The organism is Pacificibacter marinus (assembly GCF_018860665.1).
Taxonomy (GTDB): Bacteria; Pseudomonadota; Alphaproteobacteria; order Rhodobacterales; family Rhodobacteraceae; genus Celeribacter; species Celeribacter marinus_A.
In genome coordinates this window covers 1-19407 of record NZ_JAHKPK010000013.1, presented here as the reverse complement: position 1 = coordinate 19407, position 19407 = coordinate 1, and the positions used below count along the sequence as shown (strand labels likewise).

Genomic DNA, 19407 nt, shown 5'->3' with positions numbered 1-19407 from the left:
GGCGACAACTTGAAGTTCTCTGTTGAACTCATCGCCCCAATCGCGATGGAAGACGGTCTGCGCTTTGCGATCCGCGAAGGCGGCCGCACAGTTGGTTCCGGTGTTGTTTCTAAAATCATCGAGTAAGCCTTATCGCTTATAACACTTCGAAAAGGCCTCCCAATCGGGAGGCCTTTTTGGTTTGGACATCATAGTTAATTTGATTCATTGTCCTAGCGCACTCTCGTGAAGTGATTGAGTGCCTAATTCGTTAACTATCATAAGGTATTGACAGTGGATTTATCCCTAAAAACGTCACTTCGTTTGGCTGTTTTCGCCTTCATTCTTGTTTGTTTGACGCGCATGAGTGTCTTGTCGTCTTGGTCGATGACGCAATATCTTTTTTCCTACGACAATGGCTTTCAGCGCCGCGCTTTGGTTGGCGAAATCGTGAGCTGGTTTCTGTCAGCAGGCCCGACCGCAGCCCAAGTTCAGGTGATAGGCATCGGGGTTACCTTCGTTGGGGCGCTCATTTTGCTAGCGATCATGCTGCGAGATGTCTTACCCGTGCGTGGTGGGGGCGCTGTGGTGATCGTTTTTGTGATGTCAATTGGGTTTGCGACAATGATCGGTAACACCGGCTACCTCGCGGGGGCGATGATTGCAGTGACTGCCGCGGCGCTTTATTTGCCGTTTACGGTTCTCGGGGTCACGCTGCGGGCAATATTGTGCGTTATTGGTGTTCTAATCCACGAAAATATGTTGCCGATTTTCGCCACGTTGATCTCGGCAGAGACCTATTTCAGAGGCCATTCTCTGCCCCACCCGCGGCGGCTTGTTGTGGCAGCACTGCCTTTGTGTGCGGCATTCATTTCATCTGTTATCGTAATGAAATGGGGCACGCATCCTTATGAAATGTTGGTCCCCCTGCAGGACGCTGCGCAGACGCGCGCCTTGGATTTTGATATCCGTCAAAATGCTGTAGAACCTGTCGTCATGCCAGGGCCGAATGGTCGAAGCTATGACGTTGTCTGGACGCAACCGTTTTATTACTTCAGGTTGATTTCTTTCACGGGGGTTGGCGGGATATTTTTGTTGGCGCAATCGTATTTGACGTGGCGCTTAACTGAAACTCTTCCGCGCTTTGAGCGGGTGGTCGCGCTTGCGGCGGGGTGGGCGCCAATGAGCCTTTTGTTCGTTGCCTTCGATGTGTCGCGATTTGTTGCTTTCGCGTTGGTGAACAGTTTCTTGATGATCGCGATTTTATGCCGAACCCGTCAATCGTGCCGGGACAGGCTTTATGTGGTGTTCTCCCCCGTTGTTATCGTCGCATTCATTGTGTTTAGCGCTCAAATTGAGTTACGTGATTTGAATGACAGCGACCGATATTTATTTTCGTTTCCAGGGCGGCTGGCCTATGCGTTCGTTGGAGATTAATCAATGAGGTCGCAATAGACGTCAGCATCGGTTAAAAACAGGTTGGTTGCGATAGCTTATTACCAAAACCCTCTTGCAATGATCCTGCGCTTCGCGTAATTCCAGCTCGACGATAGGGGTATAGCTCAGTTGGTAGAGCGACGGTCTCCAAAACCGTAGGCCCACAGTTCGAGTCTGTGTGCCCCTGCCATTTTCAAATCAGTCCGATTCTCGTATCCCCCGACGCTGGCTTGGTTTGCGCAAAAAGCTTGGCTTGGTGGCGCGGAATGTGTCATTTTAAAACATAAGCTGTACACAAGCGGGTGCTTTGCCGTCCTTCGGGCTTGAATTCGGGCACGCTGTGGCGTACATGCCCAACACGACATCACACACGACCTATAGGTTTAGGAAAAGACATGGCCAAGGCAAACCCACTTCTGTTCATTCAACAAGTCCGTGCAGAAGCTACAAAAATCGTCTGGCCGACACGCCGCGAAGTGATGCTGACAACTGTGATGGTCTTCATCATGGCTGCCTTGACCGCGACATTCTTTTTCCTCGTGGATATCGGCATTCGCACAGGTCTCGCGGCGCTTCTAAACTTTGTAGGCTAATTTTCGGTCCAGTTTTGGACCAATGAGGTCCTGGTATGGCTGAGCAATTCAAATCTTTGTCTGATGATCATGCTGCGTTTATCGCACGCCAGCACATATTCTTTTGTGCTTCGGCTGCAGATGGCACGCGGATCAATTTGACGCCACGCTCAACCGAACTCTTGCGCATCACTGGTCCGAATGAGGCCTTGTTTCTTGATCTGGTTGGTTCCAGTAATGAAACAGCGGCGCATCTGTTGGCAGATGGTCGTTTGACATTTATGTTCTGCGCTGTTGCAGGTCCGCCCATGATCATGCGTTTATATGGCACCGGGCGCACAGTTCATCGCGGTACGGACGAATATGCTAGGCTGATGAAGCTACATTTCGTTGAAGAGCCGCGCAATGCGCGACAGGTTTTCGTTCTCGATTTCGATCTGGTGCAAACCTCTTGCGGCTACGGCGTGCCGATGTTCGAATTTACGCGCGAGCGCCCTTCACTCAAAAATTGGGCCGCTTCAAAAACGGATGATGAGATCGAGACCTACAAGCGTAAGAAAAATCTTGTGTCCATGGATGGGATGCCCACGGGGTTGCAACCTGATGACGCGCTTTAAAAATAGCACGGTCTCAGGGGGCAAGAGGCGCCTAAGCACTTGAACTTATGGACGCAGCGCGGTAATCCCTGCCCATTCCACTGGGCTGGCGTGCATCGATTCGTGTTGCGCGCCGCTTTACTGTTCAGGGAAAAGGCACATAAGTGCTTAGGAAATAACGATATCCGGTAGAAATACTGGAATGATTGAAAAGGCACAGGCATCATGGCTAAGCGTTGGTATTCGGTGAGCGTTCTCTCGAACTTCGAGAAAAAAATTGCCGAAGCGATCAAAGTTGCTGTGGTCGAGAAGGGTCTCGAGGATCAGTTCGACGAAGTTTTGGTGCCGACCGAAGAGGTCATCGAGGTGCGCCGAGGCAAAAAAGTGACTGCTGAGCGTCGTTTCATGCCCGGCTATGTGCTGGTGCGCATGGAAATGACCGACGAAGGCTATCACCTCGTGAACTCGATCAATCGAGTTACCGGTTTCCTCGGCTCTTTCGGGCGTCCCGTGCCAATGCGCGATTCTGAGGTTGCGGCGATTGTTGGTCGCGCAGAGGAAACAAGCGCAGAAGCGCCACGGTCTACCATCACCTTTGAAGTGGGTGAAAGTGTATCCGTGGCTGAGGGCGCATTCGAAGGCTTCGACGGCATGGTCGAAGAGGTTGACGAAGAAGCACAGCGTCTCAAAGTCGCTGTATCGATTTTTGGCCGGGCTACACCGGTCGATTTGGAATTCGGTCAGGTCAATAAACGGGCCTAACCGTTATGTGAGTGGGAGGCGAGGGCAACGCGTTGTCTAGACCAGACCACCAACCATTATCCCACCGCAGCGCGCTGTTGGTCGGGGAGTTGAAAAAAGGAGAGGCCACATGGCCAAGAAACTCGCAGGTACTATGAAACTGCAAGTGCCAGCAGGCAAAGCGAACCCGTCCCCACCCGTGGGTCCGGCGCTCGGTCAGCGCGGTATTAACATTATGGAATTCTGTAAGGCGTTTAACGCAAAAACGCAGGATCTTGAAGTTGGCGCACCTTGCCCAACCGTGATCACTTACTATGCCGACAAATCTTTCACGATGGACATCAAAACGCCACCAGCGTCTTACTTCCTCAAGAAAGCTGCGAAACTCTCTTCCGGTGCAAAATTGCCTGGTCGTGAAACTGTTGGCACCGTGACTGTTGCTCAGGTGAAAGAAATCGCCGAAGCAAAAATGAAAGACCTGAACGCAAACGACATCGAGGCCGCGATGAAAATCATCCTCGGGTCCGCGAGTTCTATGGGCATCGAGGTGAAGTAATGGCGAAACTCGGTAAACGTACGACTGCAAACCGCGAAGCATTCGCAGGCAAAGCAGACCTCACAGTCGAAGACGCAATCGCATTGGTGAAAACTGGCGCGACAGCGAAATTCGACGAAACTGTTGAAATCGCATTGAACCTTGGTGTTGATCCACGCCACGCTGACCAAATGGTCCGCGGCGTTGTGTCTTTGCCAAACGGCACAGGCAAGACGGTTCGTGTTGCTGTGTTTGCACGCGGCCCTAAAGCTGAAGAAGCTTTGGCTGCTGGCGCGGACATCGTTGGCGCAGAAGATCTGATGGAAACCATTCAGGGCGGCACAATCGATTTCGATCGTTGTATCGCAACACCTGACATGATGCCTGTTGTTGGTCGTCTCGGTAAAGTTCTTGGCCCACGCAACCTGATGCCAAACCCTAAAGTTGGCACTGTGACTATGGACGTGAAAGCGGCCGTTGAAGCAGCAAAAGGTGGCGAAGTTCAGTTCAAAGCTGAAAAAGGTGGCGTTGTTCACGCTGGCGTTGGCAAAGCCTCTTTCTCTAACGAGCAGCTTGTCGAAAACGTTCGTGCATTTGTTGAAGCTGTTCAAAAAGCGAAGCCAACAGGTTCCAAAGGCGCATACATGCAAAAAGTTTCCCTGTCCTCCACAATGGGCCCAGGCGTGACTTTGAGCATCGACAGCGCGACTGGCAACTAAGTCAACCGCTTTCGCGATTTGAAAGGCGCTCCTTCGGGGGCGCCTTTTTCGCATCTACGTTCTGATGTGGGGCGCAAAGTTCGTCGGTTTCAATGTCGCTCTAGCGGCAAGGTGGAATTTGTGGTATTATCTGGATGGCAAGATGTATGGGGTGATCGCAATTTAGCGGGGCACTCTGTTTGTCATAGCCCTTGCCCTCTCTCTTCATTCCTTCTAAACACCCTCTTGCAGTCCAGTGTGCGATTCGTCGTGCGCTGTTTTGCGCTTCGTCCAAGACGGCGGGTGGAAAGGTCTCTTTCCATAATTCCTGCCTGAGACGGGAAGACGAAAAGTTTATTTGAGGTATTACCTCGGGTGACTTTGGCGCAGCCCCGTAACGGACTTCGTGCCGACATCTGTCGGTAGAAATGAGCCGGGAGGGGAAACCCTCCCAAATTTGGAGAAAAACTGTGGATAGAGCCCAAAAAGAAAAAATGGTCGACGAGCTCGGCCAAATCTTTGACAGCTCTGGCGTCGTTGTGGTTGCCCACTACGAAGGTCTCACGGTTGCAAATATGCAGGATCTGCGCGCGCGTATGCGCGAAGTAGGTGGATCCGTACGCGTTGCCAAGAATAAGCTCGCCAAAATCGCCCTCGACGGTAAGCCCTGCGCAAGCATTGCTGAATACCTGACAGGCATGACTGTTATGACCTACTCTGAGGATCCTGTGGCTGCGGCTAAGGTTTCTCAAGATTTCGCTAAAGACAACGACAAGTTCGTTATCCTTGGTGGTGCTATGGGTGATAACGCTCTCGACGTCGCCGGTGTTGCTGCCGTTGCGAAAATGCCTTCTCGCGAGGAGCTTATTGCTTCTATCGTGGGTTGCATTGGCGCACCTGCATCGAACATCGCTGGCGCGATTGGCGCTCCTGCTTCGAACATCGCTGGCATCTTGTCTACTATCGAAGACAAAGCCGCTGCATAAGCAATCTAGGACTGACGTAGTTTGCATAAAGCACACGTTGGAACAGAAATTAAAACGAACGGAAACAGTACAATGGCTGATCTGAAAAAACTTGCTGAAGAGATCGTAGGTCTTACACTTCTCGAAGCACAAGAACTGAAAACTATCCTTAAAGACGAGTATGGCATCGAGCCAGCTGCTGGCGGCGCCGTAATGGTTGCTGGTGCAGCAGACGCTGGTGCAGCTGCTGAAGAGAAAACTGAATTTGACGTTGTTCTCAAAGACGCAGGCGCTTCTAAAATCGGCGTGATCAAAGAAGTTCGCGCGATCACAGGTCTCGGCCTGAAAGAAGCAAAAGACCTCGTTGAAGCTGGTGGCAAAATCAAAGAAGGCGTTGATAAAGCTGAAGCAGAAGACGTTAAAGCGAAACTCGAAGCAGCCGGCGCTACAGTCGAAGTTGCATAATCGCTTTGGCCAGTTTCTGGCCGCATAAAGTTAAGGCTGGATCCCGAATTTCGGGGTCCAGCCGAACCTGTCTTGAGGGATAGGAAAAGGTAATCCGCCTCAGCAAGTGCCCCAGATGGGACATTTTCTAAGGAGGGTTCAGATCGGGAGCCATCGGTGGGACGGTGGCAGGAATAGATCGAACTCCTCTGTTTCGTAAGGGTACATCGGCCGGCGCCCACCGGCAGGATGCAGCTCGCGAAAACTCGAAAGGTAATGACGCGCATGGCTTCGACCTACCTTGGCCAGAAACGGCTCCGGAAGTATTACGGCAAAATCCGTGAAGTATTGGAAATGCCGAACCTCATTGAGGTTCAGAAATCTTCATACGACCTCTTTTTGAAATCTGGCGATGAGCCACAGCCGCTTGACGGCGAAGGCATCAAAGGTGTTTTCCAATCGGTTTTCCCGATCAAGGATTTCAACGAGACCGCTGTTCTTGAGTTCGTAAAATACGAACTTGAAAAACCAAAATACGATGTAGAGGAATGTCAGCAACGTGACATGACCTACAGCGCGCCGCTTAAAGTGACGCTGCGCCTCATCGTGTTTGATGTGGACGAAGACACAGGCGCAAAGTCTGTGAAAGACATCAAAGAACAAGACGTGTTCATGGGCGATATGCCTTTGATGACACCAAACGGTACCTTCGTTGTGAACGGCACCGAGCGCGTGATCGTGTCGCAAATGCACCGTTCCCCTGGTGTGTTCTTTGATCACGACAAAGGCAAAACACACTCTTCTGGTAAACTCTTGTTTGCATGTCGGATCATTCCGTACCGTGGCTCTTGGCTCGATTTCGAATTCGACGCCAAAGACACCGTTTACGTGCGTATTGACCGCCGTCGCAAATTGCCAGTGACGTCATTGTTGTACTCTCTTGGTCTCGACCAAGAAGGCATCATGGACGCCTACTACGAGACTGTCGACTACAAGCTCGAAAAGAACAAAGGTTGGGTGACCCCGTTCTTCCCTGAGCGCGTACGTGGCACACGTCCGACGTTTGATTTGGTCGATGCGGCAACAGGTGAAATCATCTGTAAAGCTGGCGACAAAATGACGCCGCGCGCTGTTAAGAAAATCATCGATGAAGGTTCTGTTACAGAACTTCTCGTGCCCTACGAGAACATCGTTGGCAAATATGTCGCCAAAGACATCATCAACGAAGAAACTGGCGCGATTTACGTCGAAGCTGGTGACGAACTCGTTCTTGAGATGGATAAAGACGGCACAGTCATTGGCGGATCTTTGAAAGATCTTCTGGATGCGGGCATCACAGATATTCCTGTGCTCGACATCGATGGCGTGAATGTTGGTCCTTACATCCGCAACACACTTGCACAAGATAAAAATATGAACCGCGAAACAGCGCTCATGGATATCTACCGTGTGATGCGTCCGGGTGAGCCACCCACCGTTGATGCGGCGTCTAGCCTTTTTGAGAGCCTGTTCTTCGATTCCGAGCGTTACGACCTTTCCGCGGTTGGCCGTGTGAAAATGAACATGCGTCTCGATCTTGATGCCCCAGACACACACCGCACTTTACGCCGCGAAGACATCATTGCTTGTATCAAAGCATTGGTTGAATTGCGTGACGGCAAAGGCGACATCGACGATATTGACCACTTGGGCAACCGTCGCGTGCGTTCTGTTGGCGAGCTGATGGAAAACCAATACCGTGTTGGTCTTCTGCGTATGGAACGCGCGATCAAAGAGCGTATGTCTTCTGTCGAAATCGACACAGTCATGCCACAAGACTTGATCAACGCGAAACCTGCTGCGGCTGCTGTTCGTGAATTCTTCGGCTCCTCGCAGTTGTCACAGTTCATGGACCAAACCAACCCATTGTCCGAAGTCACGCACAAACGTCGTTTGTCTGCGCTTGGACCTGGCGGTTTGACACGCGAACGTGCTGGTTTTGAAGTTCGCGATGTTCACATCACGCACTACGGCCGCATGTGTCCAATTGAGACGCCAGAGGGGCCGAATATTGGTCTGATCAACTCACTCGCAACTTTTGCGCGTGTGAACAAATATGGCTTCATTGAAACGCCTTACCGTAAAGTTGTTGACGGTCAGGTGACAGACGAAGTTCAGTACATGTCCGCGACCGAAGAAATGCGTCACACTGTGGCGCAGGCCAACGCGTCTTTGGATGAGAACAACCGCTTTACGAACGATTTCGTTTCCACACGTCAGTCTGGTGAGCACGCGCTTAACCCGCCTGAGAACGTGGACTTGATTGACGTTTCACCAAAGCAGCTGGTCTCCGTTGCGGCGTCTTTGATTCCCTTCCTCGAAAATGACGATGCGAACCGGGCCTTGATGGGCTCGAACATGCAACGTCAGGCTGTTCCACTCTTGCGTGCTGAAGCACCACTTGTCGGCACAGGTATCGAAGAAGTTGTGGCCCGCGATTCCGGCGCTGCGATCATGGCGAAACGTGCTGGTATCATCGACCAAGTCGATGCGACTCGTATCGTTGTGCGTGCGACACACGATCTAGAGCCTGGCGATCCTGGCGTAGACATCTACCGTCTACGCAAATTCCAACGGTCGAACCAAAACACCTGTATCAACCAAAAACCATTGGTTAAGGTTGGCGACACTGTTGGCAAAATGGAAGTTATTGCTGACGGCCCGTCCACAGATATGGGCGAATTGGCTTTGGGTAAAAACGTCTGCGTGGCGTTTATGCCTTGGAATGGCTACAACTACGAAGACTCCATTCTGATTTCTGAGCGCATCGCGCGTGACGACGTATTCACATCGGTTCACATCGAAGAATTCGAAGTCGCAGCCCGTGATACGAAACTCGGCCCAGAGGAAATCACCCGCGATATTCCAAACGTCGGCGAGGAAGCCTTGCGTAACCTCGACGAAGCAGGGATCGTCTACATCGGTGCTCATGTTGAGCCAGGTGACATTCTCGTTGGTAAAATCACACCAAAAGGCGAAAGCCCGATGACACCAGAAGAAAAACTTCTGCGCGCCATCTTTGGTGAGAAAGCCTCCGACGTACGTGACACATCTTTGCGTGTGAAACCGGGCGACTACGGCACGATCGTAGAGGTGCGCGTCTTCAACCGTCACGGCGTTGAAAAAGACGAGCGTTCTGTGCAAATCGAACGTGAAGAAATCGAACGTCTTGCACGTGACCGTGACGATGAAATGGGCATCTTGGATCGCAACATCTATGCGCGTCTGAAATCCATGGTTCTCGGCAAAGTCGCGGCCAAAGGCCCGAAAGGCGTTGCGCCCAATGTTGTCGTCGATGAGGCGCTTTTGGATCAACTGTCCAAAGGTCAGTGGTGGCAGCTTGCACTCGAAGACGAAGACGATGCGATCATCGTTGAAGCTTTGAACGAGCAGTACGAAATTCAAAAACGTGCGCTTGAGCACCGCTTTGAAGATAAAGTTGAAAAAGTACGTCGTGGCGACGATCTGCCTCCAGGTGTGATGAAGATGGTCAAAGTCTTTATCGCTGTGAAGCGTAAGCTTCAGCCTGGTGATAAAATGGCTGGTCGTCACGGGAACAAAGGTGTGATTTCACGCGTTGTGCCAATGGAGGACATGCCGTTCCTCGCAGATGGTACGCCTGTTGATTTCTGTCTGAACCCGCTCGGCGTTCCATCACGTATGAACGTTGGTCAGATCTTAGAAACTCACATGGGTTGGGCCGCACGCGGCATGGGCATTCAAGTGGACGAAGCTCTACAAGAATACCGCCGCTCAGGTGACATGACTCCTGTTAAAGACGCGATGAAATTCGTGTACGGCGACAACGTCTATGAGGAAGGCCTTGCTGATCTTACAGATGAAGATCTGCTTGAAAAAGCTGGCAATGTCACAAACGGTGTTCCAATCGCGACACCTGTTTTTGATGGCGCTAAAGAGTCTGACATCAACGAAGCTTTGGCTAAAGCTGGTTTCGACACTTCAGCACAGTCTGTCTTGTTTGATGGTCGCACAGGTGAGCAATTTTCACGTCGTGTAACTGTTGGCATGAAGTATCTGCTGAAACTGCACCACCTTGTGGATGATAAAATCCACGCCCGTTCCACGGGGCCATACTCTCTTGTTACGCAGCAGCCGCTGGGTGGTAAGGCACAGTTTGGTGGTCAGCGCTTTGGTGAGATGGAAGTCTGGGCACTGGAAGCATATGGCGCGGCATACACGCTGCAAGAGATGCTCACAGTTAAGTCAGATGACGTCGCTGGTCGTGCGAAAGTCTACGAGTCGATCGTTAAGGGCGAAGACAACTTTGAAGCGGGTATCCCCGAGTCCTTCAATGTTCTTGTCAAAGAAGTCCGTGGCCTCGGTCTCAACATGGAACTCCTGGATGCGGAGGATGAGGAATAAGGGCTTCGGCGCTTATTTCTCTCTCCTTTCCGCAACAATTTGAGGAACTCAAAAGATGAACCAGGAACTAACAACAAACCCGTTTAACCCTCTGGCGCAGCCATCGACCTTTGACGAGATCAAAGTGTCCTTGGCCTCTCCTGAGCGGATTCTCTCATGGTCTTATGGTGAAATTAAAAAGCCAGAAACCATCAACTACCGGACGTTCAAACCAGAACGTGACGGCCTTTTCTGTGCGCGTATCTTTGGCCCGATCAAAGACTACGAATGCTTGTGTGGTAAATACAAACGCATGAAGTACCGCGGCGTTGTCTGCGAGAAATGTGGTGTTGAGGTTACTCTCCAGAAAGTCCGTCGCGAACGTATGGGCCACATCGAGCTTGCAGCTCCTGTAGCGCACATCTGGTTCTTGAAATCACTTCCAAGCCGTATCGGTCTTATGCTCGATATGACTTTGCGTGATCTTGAGCGCGTTTTGTACTTTGAAAACTACGTCGTGATCGAACCTGGTCTGACAGAACTCACCTATGGTCAAATGATGACCGAAGAAGAGTTCATGGACGCGCAAGACATCTACGGCGCGGACGCATTCGAGGCCGACATCGGCGCCGAAGCAATCCGTAAAATGCTGTCCAATATCGATCTTGAGTCCACCGCAGACCAACTGCGCGAAGACCTCAAAGAAGCGACTGGCGAGTTGAAGCCTAAAAAGATCATCAAGCGTCTCAAAATCGTTGAGTCCTTCTTGGAATCTGGCAACCGTCCTGAGTGGATGATCCTGACCGTGATCCCTGTGATCCCACCAGAATTGCGCCCACTTGTTCCACTTGATGGTGGCCGTTTCGCGACATCCGATCTCAACGATCTGTACCGCCGCGTGATCAACCGTAACAACCGTCTCAAGCGCCTCATCGAGCTGCGTGCGCCCGATATCATCGTGCGCAACGAGAAACGTATGTTGCAAGAATCTGTCGATGCTTTGTTCGACAACGGTCGTCGTGGCCGCGTGATCACGGGTGCCAATAAGCGTCCGTTGAAATCGCTGTCAGACATGCTGAAGGGTAAGCAAGGTCGCTTCCGTCAGAACCTTTTGGGTAAACGCGTCGACTTCTCTGGTCGTTCGGTGATTGTGACGGGCCCTGAGCTCAAGCTTCACCAGTGTGGTTTGCCCAAAAAGATGGCGCTCGAACTGTTTAAGCCGTTCATCTACTCGCGTCTTGAAGCCAAAGGCCTGTCTTCCACTGTGAAACAAGCCAAGAAATTGGTCGAAAAAGAGCGTCCTGAAGTGTGGGATATCCTCGACGAAGTTATCCGCGAACACCCAGTGATGCTTAACCGCGCGCCGACTCTTCACCGTTTGGGTATCCAAGCGTTTGAACCTGTGTTGGTTGAAGGCAAAGCGATCAACCTGCACCCTCTCGTATGTTCTGCGTTTAACGCCGACTTCGACGGTGACCAAATGGCTGTTCACGTGCCTTTGTCTTTGGAAGCACAGCTTGAAGCCCGCGTCTTGATGATGTCCACGAACAACGTTCTGTCGCCAGCCAACGGCGCGCCGATCATTGTACCTTCTCAGGATATGATCTTGGGCCTTTACTACGTGACTATGGAACGTAGTGGGATGAAGGGCGAAGGCATGATCTTCTCCGACATCGAAGAGGTTGAGCACGCATTGAATGCTGGCGAAGTGCATCTGCACGCCAAGATCAAAGCGCGTATGACACAAATCGATGAGCACGGTCTTGAAGTGCCTGTTTTGTTCGACACGACCCCTGGTCGCTTGCGCCTTGGTGGCCTCTTGCCGCTGAACGCGAAAGCACCATTTGACCTTGTGAACCGTCTTCTTCGTAAGAAAGAAGTGCAGCAAGTCATCGACACTGTTTACCGCTACTGTGGTCAAAAAGAGTCTGTGATCTTCTGTGACCAGATCATGACTTTGGGCTTCCGCGAAGCGTTCAAAGCCGGCATCTCGTTCGGTAAAGATGACATGGTTATCCCTGACTCCAAATGGCCGCTGGTTGATGAAACCCGCGATCAAGTTAAGGATTTCGAACAGCAGTACATGGACGGCCTGATCACCCAAGGCGAGAAGTACAACAAAGTTGTTGATGCTTGGGCCAAGTGTAATGACAAAGTCACCGATGCGATGATGTTGAACATCTCGACAGCGGGTGTAGACGAAAACGGCGCTGAAAATGAGCCTAACTCCGTTTACATGATGGCTCACTCTGGTGCGCGTGGTTCGGTTACACAGATGAAACAGCTTGGCGGTATGCGCGGTCTTATGGCCAAACCATCCGGCGAAATCATCGAGACACCGATCATCTCGAACTTTAAAGAAGGCCTCACCGTTCTCGAGTACTTTAACTCGACACACGGGGCACGTAAGGGTCTGTCCGATACAGCGCTTAAAACAGCGAACTCGGGTTACCTCACACGTCGTCTTGTGGACGTTGCGCAAGATTGCATCATCCGCGAAGTCGATTGTGGCACTGAAATCGCCATCACAGCTGAAGCTGCTGTGAATGACGGTGAAGTGGTTGCGTCTTTGGCTGAACGTATCTTGGGCCGTGTTTCTGCTGATGACGTTCTGCGTCCTGGCACAGACGAGGTTCTGGTTGCGAAAAACGAACTGATCGACGAACGCAAGTCTGACATCATCGAGGCTGCAGGGATCGCCACAATGCGCATCCGTTCACCGCTGACATGTGAAGCAGAAGAAGGCGTTTGTGCGATGTGTTACGGTCGTGACCTTGCACGTGGAACTATGGTCAACCAAGGTGAGGCTGTCGGCATCATCGCGGCACAATCCATCGGTGAGCCAGGCACGCAGCTTACAATGCGTACCTTCCACATCGGCGGTGTTGCGCAGGGTGGTCAACAGTCCTTCCAAGAGTCGAGCCAAGAGGGCAAAATCGTTCTCACGAACGCGCTTTTGCTTGAAAACACTCATGGCGAAAACATCGTTATGGGACGTAACATGCAAATGGCGATCGTGGACGAACATGGCGTTGAACGTGCATCGTACAAACTCGGTTACGGTACCAAAGTGTTTGTTAAAGACGGTGAAACGATCCCACGGGGTCACAAGCTGTTTGAATGGGATCCGTACACGCTTCCAATCATCGCTGAAAAAGGCGGTAAAGCGAAGTTTGTCGATCTTATCTCAGGTCTGTCTGTGCGCGACGTTACCGATGATGCGACAGGCATGTCTCAGAAAATCGTTTCCGATTGGCGCTCTGTGCCAAAAGGTGGTGATCTGAAACCTGAGGTTCTGATCTTGGATGCTGATGGCGAACCCATGCGCAATGACGTTGGCAACCCTGTGACTTACTTGATGTCTGTTGATGCCATCCTCTCAATCGAGGACGGTCAGGACATTCAAGCGGGTGACGTTGTTGCACGTATTCCACGCGAAGGCGCGAAGACAAAAGACATCACCGGTGGTCTGCCGCGTGTTGCTGAACTCTTCGAAGCACGTCGTCCGAAAGATCACGCGATCATCGCGGAAATCGACGGTTACGTACGCTTTGGCAAAGACTACAAAAACAAGCGTCGTATCGCGATTGAATCTGCAGAAGATTCAGACGTCAAAGTCGAATACATGGTGCCAAAGGGCAAACACATCCCTGTGGCCGAAGGCGACTTTGTGACCAAAGGCGACTACATCATGGACGGCAACCCAGCGCCGCATGATATCCTTGCGATTATGGGTATCGAAGCTCTGGCTGTTTACATGATTGCCGAGGTCCAAGAGGTCTATCGTCTGCAAGGCGTTAAGATCAACGATAAGCACATCGAGGTTATCGTTCGTCAGATGTTGCAAAAATGGGAAATCCTCGAATCCGGTGACACCACTCTTCTCAAAGGCGAGAACGTGGACAAAATCGAATTCGAAGAAGCCAACGCGAAAGCCGAGTCCAAAAATGGTCGTCCTGCAAAAGGCCAGCCGATCCTTCTTGGGATCACCAAGGCGTCCTTGCAGACACGTTCGTTTATCTCTGCGGCGTCTTTCCAAGAAACCACCCGCGTGCTCACCGAAGCATCTGTCCAAGGCAAGCGCGACAAACTGGTTGGTCTCAAAGAAAACGTTATCGTGGGCCGCTTGATCCCTGCCGGTACCGGTGGTGCAACCAAAGCCGTACGCAAAATCGCACTCGATCGCGATACAACAGTGATCGAAGACGCGCGTGCAGAAGCAGAAGCAGCAGCCTTGCTTGCAGCCCCAGCGCCAGCTGCGGTTGAAGCAGCGGATGATATCTTCTCAAGCACTTTGGTTGAGACACCAGAATCTGACGCATAAGCGTAAAACATAAAATTCAAAAAGGGCCTCGCTGGATTGCGGGGCCCTTTTTTTGTGTCTGGTGAAATTTGTAGAAAGGTGCCGTTTTACAGCGGTTCTTCGCTAGTCAGTATTAGCTGCCGCGCTTGCTGCGGCTTGCAATTGTTCTGTATAGCGCGCGTCGTCCTCGGTCTTGAAGCCGGTGTTCTCGTTGAGCATTTTCACATAATGCGCGCAATTCAAATGATGCAGTGCTTTGAGCCCAGGAACCGCCATCAATCTATCGTACACGGGTTGAAAGCGGTGCTTAAGCGCGACTGCCGACGTATCTTCACCATCATTGCGGTTGTAGCGCTCAAAGAAATTCATGGAATAGCGGTTTTTTGCGCTCCGATTGTATAGGCTTGATGTGCCGGATTTGGCAGAAAAGCTTTCAAACCATTTGGTGATGTAATGATTCAGCTGCGCTCCTTCATGCGAAATCCATTTCGGATTGACGCGCATCTTGGGTTTGCCATTGGGGTCGAAATTGATCTGCGTTCCATTCGCGCGGTGGAACACATTTGTGCCTTCGCCCCACGCACCATCACCATTAAACCCATAGGGTTCATGCGCCCCAAGTTTGCGAAAACGACGGGGTTTATAAATGAAAGATTTGTAGAACATATTCGCAGGGGTCTTGGTCGCCGCCGCTTGGGTGAACGTGCGGTGCAAAAGTCGATCTTTCCAACTGTGCTTACCAGCCGTCCCAAAGGATTTCCATTGCACGACAAACCCAGCTTCTTTGAGGTGCCTGCCGTCTAAAAATGAGGGGACGGTTTGATCCCCATCATGGATGACAAGATACTCGTCCACGTCACAGATGAACAACCAATCGGTGTTCTTAACCAATGGGTGCTGTTTGATGCAGTTTTGCGCAGAGGGGCCCGCGAGTTTGCCGCCCTTGGGGAAATGCTCGGCGGCGGTGATCCAGCCTGAGGCTTGTAGGCAGGACAGCATATCTTTGAAAACGGGATCACAATCATTGTGGACGACAAGGATATCGTCGAACCCAAGCATCTTTTGCCACGCCACCCATTCCAGCAAAAAGGCGCCTTCGTTCTTGACCTTTGTTGCAACTGTGTAGCGCATTGGGCTTAGATCCGACTTTAATGTCCCACCACTCTGGCGGATTTTTTCAATCTACGTATGACGTATTAATAAAGCCAACATAAGGGGCGGTTTAGCAAATGAACCTGCCTTGGGGTGACTTTTGCAATGCCTGTTTCTGAAATACTCGCAGCCGTTTCTAATATGAAAGTTGTGCTTAGGTTGGGCATTTGAACGTCACGTCCCGGACGGGCAGGTGGCAAGGCGGGGGCGCTGTTGACAAGGGGCGCGACTCTCCATATACGAGCGCTCATCCGGCATAGGAGGTTTCCTTCTTTTCGCCGAATTCTACATCGTAGTGGCCAAGATCCAAGCAATTTGAGACGCTTTGATCCTCTGGGAACTCACCGCGTCGTTCACCTCGGAATGGGAGCGATAGCGGGTTTTTGTGTTATGCGTACCGCATAACGGTCTATCTGAGATGTCATGGCAATCGTCATGGCGAAATGTGTTGAAATACGGGGAATCCCTCAATGCCAACGATCCAACAGCTGATCCGCAAGCCGCGCCAGCCGAAAGTTAAGCGCTCGAAGTCTATGCACTTGGAGTCCTGCCCACAAAAACGTGGTGTATGTACGCGCGTCTATACAACGACGCCAAAGAAACCGAACTCCGCTATGCGTAAAGTTGCCAAAGTGCGCCTTACAAACGGCTTTGAGGTTATTTCTTACATCCCAGGTGAAAGCCACAACCTTCAGGAACACTCTGTTGTCCTGATCCGTGGCGGCCGCGTAAAAGATCTTCCAGGCGTTCGTTACCACATCCTGCGCGGTGTGCTTGATACGCAAGGCGTTAAAGATCGTAAACAACGTCGTTCGAAATACGGCGCTAAGCGTCCTAAGTAAGGAGAGACTGGTATGTCCCGTCGTCACGCCGCTGAAAAGCGCGAAATTCTGCCCGACGCCAAATTTGGTGATCGCGTCTTGTCCAAGTTCATGAACAATCTCATGATCGATGGTAAAAAATCTGCTGCTGAGAAAATCGTTTACAACGCATTTGACCGCGTTGAAGACAAGCTCAAAAAAGCACCCGTAGAAGTGTTCCACGAAGCACTCGAAAACGTTAAGCCATCTGTTGAAGTGCGTTCACGCCGTGTTGGTGGTGCAACGTATCAAGTGCCTGTTGAAGTGCGCACAGAGCGCCGCGAAGCCTTGGCTATCCGCTGGTTGATCAACGCTGCACGTTCACGCAACGAAAACACAATGGAAGAACGCCTCGCTGGTGAATTGCTTGACGCAGTTAACGGCCGTGGTTCCGCTGTGAAAAAACGCGAAGATACGCACAAAATGGCCGACGCGAACAAAGCGTTCAGCCACTACCGCTGGTAAGAGGAAAGCACCGACATGGCACGCGATTACCCTCTCGAACTGTACCGTAACTTCGGTATCATTGCGCACATTGACGCAGGTAAAACCACCTGTTCCGAGCGCATCCTGTACTACACAGGTAAATCTCACAACATTGGCGAAGTGCACGATGGCGCTGCGACAATGGACTGGATGGAGCAGGAGCAGGAACGGGGTATTACGATTACTTCCGCTGCGACGACGACATTCTGGGAGCGTACTGAGAACGGCACAGAGGCCGACTCTCCTAAGCACCGCATGAACATCATCGACACACCAGGTCACGTTGACTTCACAATCGAAGTTGAGCGTTCCTTGGCTGTTCTCGATGGGGCAGTTTGTGTTCTCGATGCCAACGCTGGTGTTGAGCCACAGACTGAAACTGTTTGGCGTCAGGCTGATCGCTACAAAGTTCCACGTATGGTTTTTGTCAATAAAATGGACAAAATCGGCGCGGACTTCTTTAAGTGTGTCGAGATGATCGAAGATCGTTGTGGCGCGCGCGCTATTCCTGTCGCGTTCCCGATCGGTGCCGAAGACGAGCTGGAAGGCTTGGTCGATCTGGTCACAATGGAAGAGTGGTTGTGGCAGGGCGAAGACCTTGGCGCGTCTTGGATCAAAGCTCCAATCCGTGATAGCTTGGCTGATCTTGCCGCTGAGTACCGTGAAAAGCTCGTTGAAGCTGCTGTTGAGCAAGACGATGCCGCAATGGAAGCATACCTTGAAGGCGTTGAGCCTGAGGTTCCGGCTTTGCGTGCGTTGATCCGCAAAGCTTGTTTGTCTTTGTCTTTCGTTCCTGTTCTTGGCGGCTCTGCCTTCAAAAACAAAGGCGTTCAGCCATTGCTCAACGCTGTTGTTGACTACTTGCCGAGCCCGCTCGACGTTGTTGACTACATGGGCTTTAAACCAGGTGACGAGACTGAGACACGTGATATCCCGCGTCGTGCGGATGATAACATGGCGTTCTCTGGCCTTGCATTCAAAATCATGAACGACCCATTCGTGGGCTCCTTGACGTTTACTCGGATCTACTCCGGTACACTCGAAAAAGGTGACAACCTGCTCAACTCTACCAAGGGTAACAAAGAGCGTGTTGGTCGTATGATGATGATGCACTCAAATGAGCGTGAAGAAATCACCGAAGCATTCGCGGGTGACATCATTGCGCTTGGTGGTCTGAAGAACACAACCACAGGTGATACCCTTTGTTCACCTTCTGAGCCTGTTGTTCTTGAAACAATGACATTCCCAGAGCCTGTGATCGAGATCGCGGTTGAGCCAAAAACAAAAGCTGACCAAGAGAAAATGGGCATTGCGCTTCAGCGTCTTTCTGCTGAAGATCCATCCTTCCGTGTGGAAACTGACCTCGAATCTGGTCAGACCATCATGAAGGGCATGGGCGAGCTTCACCTCGACATTCTCGTGGACCGTATGAAACGTGAGTTTAAAGTGGAAGCCAACATTGGTGCCCCACAAGTGGCTTACCGTGAAACAATTTCACACGAAGTTGAGCACACATACACCCACAAGAAACAGTCTGGTGGTTCTGGTCAGTACGGCGAAGTGAAGATGCAAATCATCCCAACTGAGCCCGGCGAAGGCTACTCCTTCGAGTCCAAAATTGTTGGCGGTTCTGTGCCTAAGGAATACATTCCTGGCGTTGAAAAAGGCATCTTGTCTGTCATGGATAACGGCCCATTGGCTGGCTTCCCTGTGATCGACTTCAAAGTGGTCTTGCTTGACGGTAAATTCCATGATGTTGACTCCTCAATCATGGCATTTGAGATCGCTGCACGTATGTGTATGCGTGAAGGCATGAAAAAAGCTGGCGCGAAAATGCTCGAGCCAATCATGAAAGTCGAAGTGATTACACCAGAAGAATACACTGGTGGCATCATTGGTGACCTTACCTCCCGTCGTGGACAGGTTCAGGGTCAGGACACACGCGGCAATGCAATTGCCATCGACGCGTTTGTGCCACTTGCCAACATGTTCGGTTACATCAACACATTGCGCTCTATGTCTTCGGGCCGCGCGCAATTCTCGATGCAGTTTGACCACTACGAAGCTGTTCCTTCGAACATCTCCGAAGAAATTCAAGCGAAATACGCTTAATCGAAATTGGGGACCTGACGAGGTTGGGTCCCCCAACGTTTTAATAGGAGGCCATCATGGCTAAGGAAAAGTTCGAGCGTAATAAACCGCACTGCAACATCGGCACGATTGGTCACGTTGACCACG

The 19407-nt window shown here is 51.3% G+C and carries 14 protein-coding genes, 1 tRNA gene and 2 pseudogenes; 16 read left to right on the top strand and 1 reads right to left on the bottom strand.

Going from position 1 to position 19407, the window contains the following annotated elements; genetic code table 11:
• The 12 genes and pseudogenes from tuf to rpoC all read left to right on the top strand — a co-directional run.
• Window positions 1-126, top strand: a pseudogene (tuf, locus tag KO497_RS02610) (elongation factor Tu); the annotation flags it as partial.
• Window positions 127-273: 147 nt separating this feature from the next.
• Window positions 274-1416: a hypothetical protein gene (locus KO497_RS02605; protein WP_215942408.1), complete on the top strand. Its 1143-nt coding sequence runs from the start codon at window positions 274-276 to the stop codon at window positions 1414-1416.
• Between the two features lie 114 nt (window positions 1417-1530).
• A tRNA-Trp gene (locus KO497_RS02600) sits at window positions 1531-1606 on the top strand.
• 205 nt (window positions 1607-1811) lie between these two features.
• Window positions 1812-2009, top strand: a complete 198-nt coding sequence (gene secE, locus KO497_RS02595) for a preprotein translocase subunit SecE (RefSeq protein WP_215942407.1) — start codon at window positions 1812-1814, stop codon at window positions 2007-2009.
• Between the two features lie 35 nt (window positions 2010-2044).
• The gene (locus KO497_RS02590; protein WP_215942406.1) at window positions 2045-2605 is read left to right on the top strand and encodes a pyridoxamine 5'-phosphate oxidase family protein; all 561 of its coding nucleotides are present in this window, start codon (window positions 2045-2047) and stop codon (window positions 2603-2605) included.
• A 204-nt stretch (window positions 2606-2809) separates the two neighbouring features.
• Window positions 2810-3346 carry a transcription termination/antitermination protein NusG gene (gene nusG, locus KO497_RS02585; RefSeq protein WP_215942405.1) on the top strand — a complete coding sequence of 179 codons (537 nt, stop codon included), beginning with the start codon at window positions 2810-2812 and terminating at the stop codon, window positions 3344-3346.
• Window positions 3347-3455: 109 nt separating this feature from the next.
• Window positions 3456-3881 carry a 50S ribosomal protein L11 gene (rplK, locus tag KO497_RS02580; RefSeq protein WP_215942404.1) on the top strand — a complete coding sequence of 142 codons (426 nt, stop codon included), beginning with the start codon at window positions 3456-3458 and terminating at the stop codon, window positions 3879-3881.
• A complete protein-coding gene (gene rplA / locus KO497_RS02575) occupies window positions 3881-4579 on the top strand; it encodes a 50S ribosomal protein L1 (protein WP_215942403.1) in 699 nt (232 codons plus the stop codon). The genes rplK and rplA overlap by 1 nt, the downstream gene beginning before the upstream one ends.
• A gap of 449 nt (window positions 4580-5028) precedes the next feature.
• The gene (gene rplJ, locus KO497_RS02570) at window positions 5029-5544 is read left to right on the top strand and encodes a 50S ribosomal protein L10 (RefSeq protein ID WP_215942402.1); all 516 of its coding nucleotides are present in this window, start codon (window positions 5029-5031) and stop codon (window positions 5542-5544) included.
• Window positions 5545-5616: 72 nt separating this feature from the next.
• The gene (rplL, locus tag KO497_RS02565; RefSeq protein ID WP_215942401.1) at window positions 5617-5988 is read left to right on the top strand and encodes a 50S ribosomal protein L7/L12; all 372 of its coding nucleotides are present in this window, start codon (window positions 5617-5619) and stop codon (window positions 5986-5988) included.
• Window positions 5989-6252: 264 nt separating this feature from the next.
• Window positions 6253-10389 carry a DNA-directed RNA polymerase subunit beta gene (rpoB, locus tag KO497_RS02560; protein WP_215942400.1) on the top strand — a complete coding sequence of 1379 codons (4137 nt, stop codon included), beginning with the start codon at window positions 6253-6255 and terminating at the stop codon, window positions 10387-10389.
• A 55-nt stretch (window positions 10390-10444) separates the two neighbouring features.
• Window positions 10445-14692, top strand: coding sequence for a DNA-directed RNA polymerase subunit beta' (gene rpoC / locus KO497_RS02555; RefSeq protein WP_215942399.1), 4248 nt, complete (start codon window positions 10445-10447; stop codon window positions 14690-14692).
• A gap of 102 nt (window positions 14693-14794) precedes the next feature.
• On the opposite strand, the gene KO497_RS02550 is transcribed toward rpoC, so the two are convergent.
• Window positions 14795-15802 (bottom strand): glycosyltransferase family 2 protein, encoded by a 1008-nt coding sequence (locus KO497_RS02550; RefSeq protein ID WP_215942398.1) that lies wholly within the window; start codon window positions 15800-15802, stop codon window positions 14795-14797.
• 491 nt (window positions 15803-16293) lie between these two features.
• Here KO497_RS02550 and rpsL point away from each other — a divergent pair, with 491 nt between their 5' ends.
• The 4 genes and pseudogenes from rpsL to KO497_RS02530 all read left to right on the top strand — a co-directional run.
• Complete coding sequence (gene rpsL, locus KO497_RS02545; protein ID WP_085848203.1) at window positions 16294-16665, top strand: 30S ribosomal protein S12; 372 nt, start codon at window positions 16294-16296, stop codon at window positions 16663-16665.
• 12 nt (window positions 16666-16677) lie between these two features.
• Entirely contained in the window at window positions 16678-17148 is a 471-nt protein-coding gene (gene rpsG / locus KO497_RS02540; protein WP_215942397.1) for a 30S ribosomal protein S7, read from the top strand.
• A gap of 15 nt (window positions 17149-17163) precedes the next feature.
• Window positions 17164-19281, top strand: coding sequence for an elongation factor G (fusA, locus tag KO497_RS02535; RefSeq protein ID WP_215942396.1), 2118 nt, complete (start codon window positions 17164-17166; stop codon window positions 19279-19281).
• Between the two features lie 56 nt (window positions 19282-19337).
• Window positions 19338-19407, top strand: a pseudogene (locus tag KO497_RS02530) (GTP-binding protein); the annotation flags it as partial.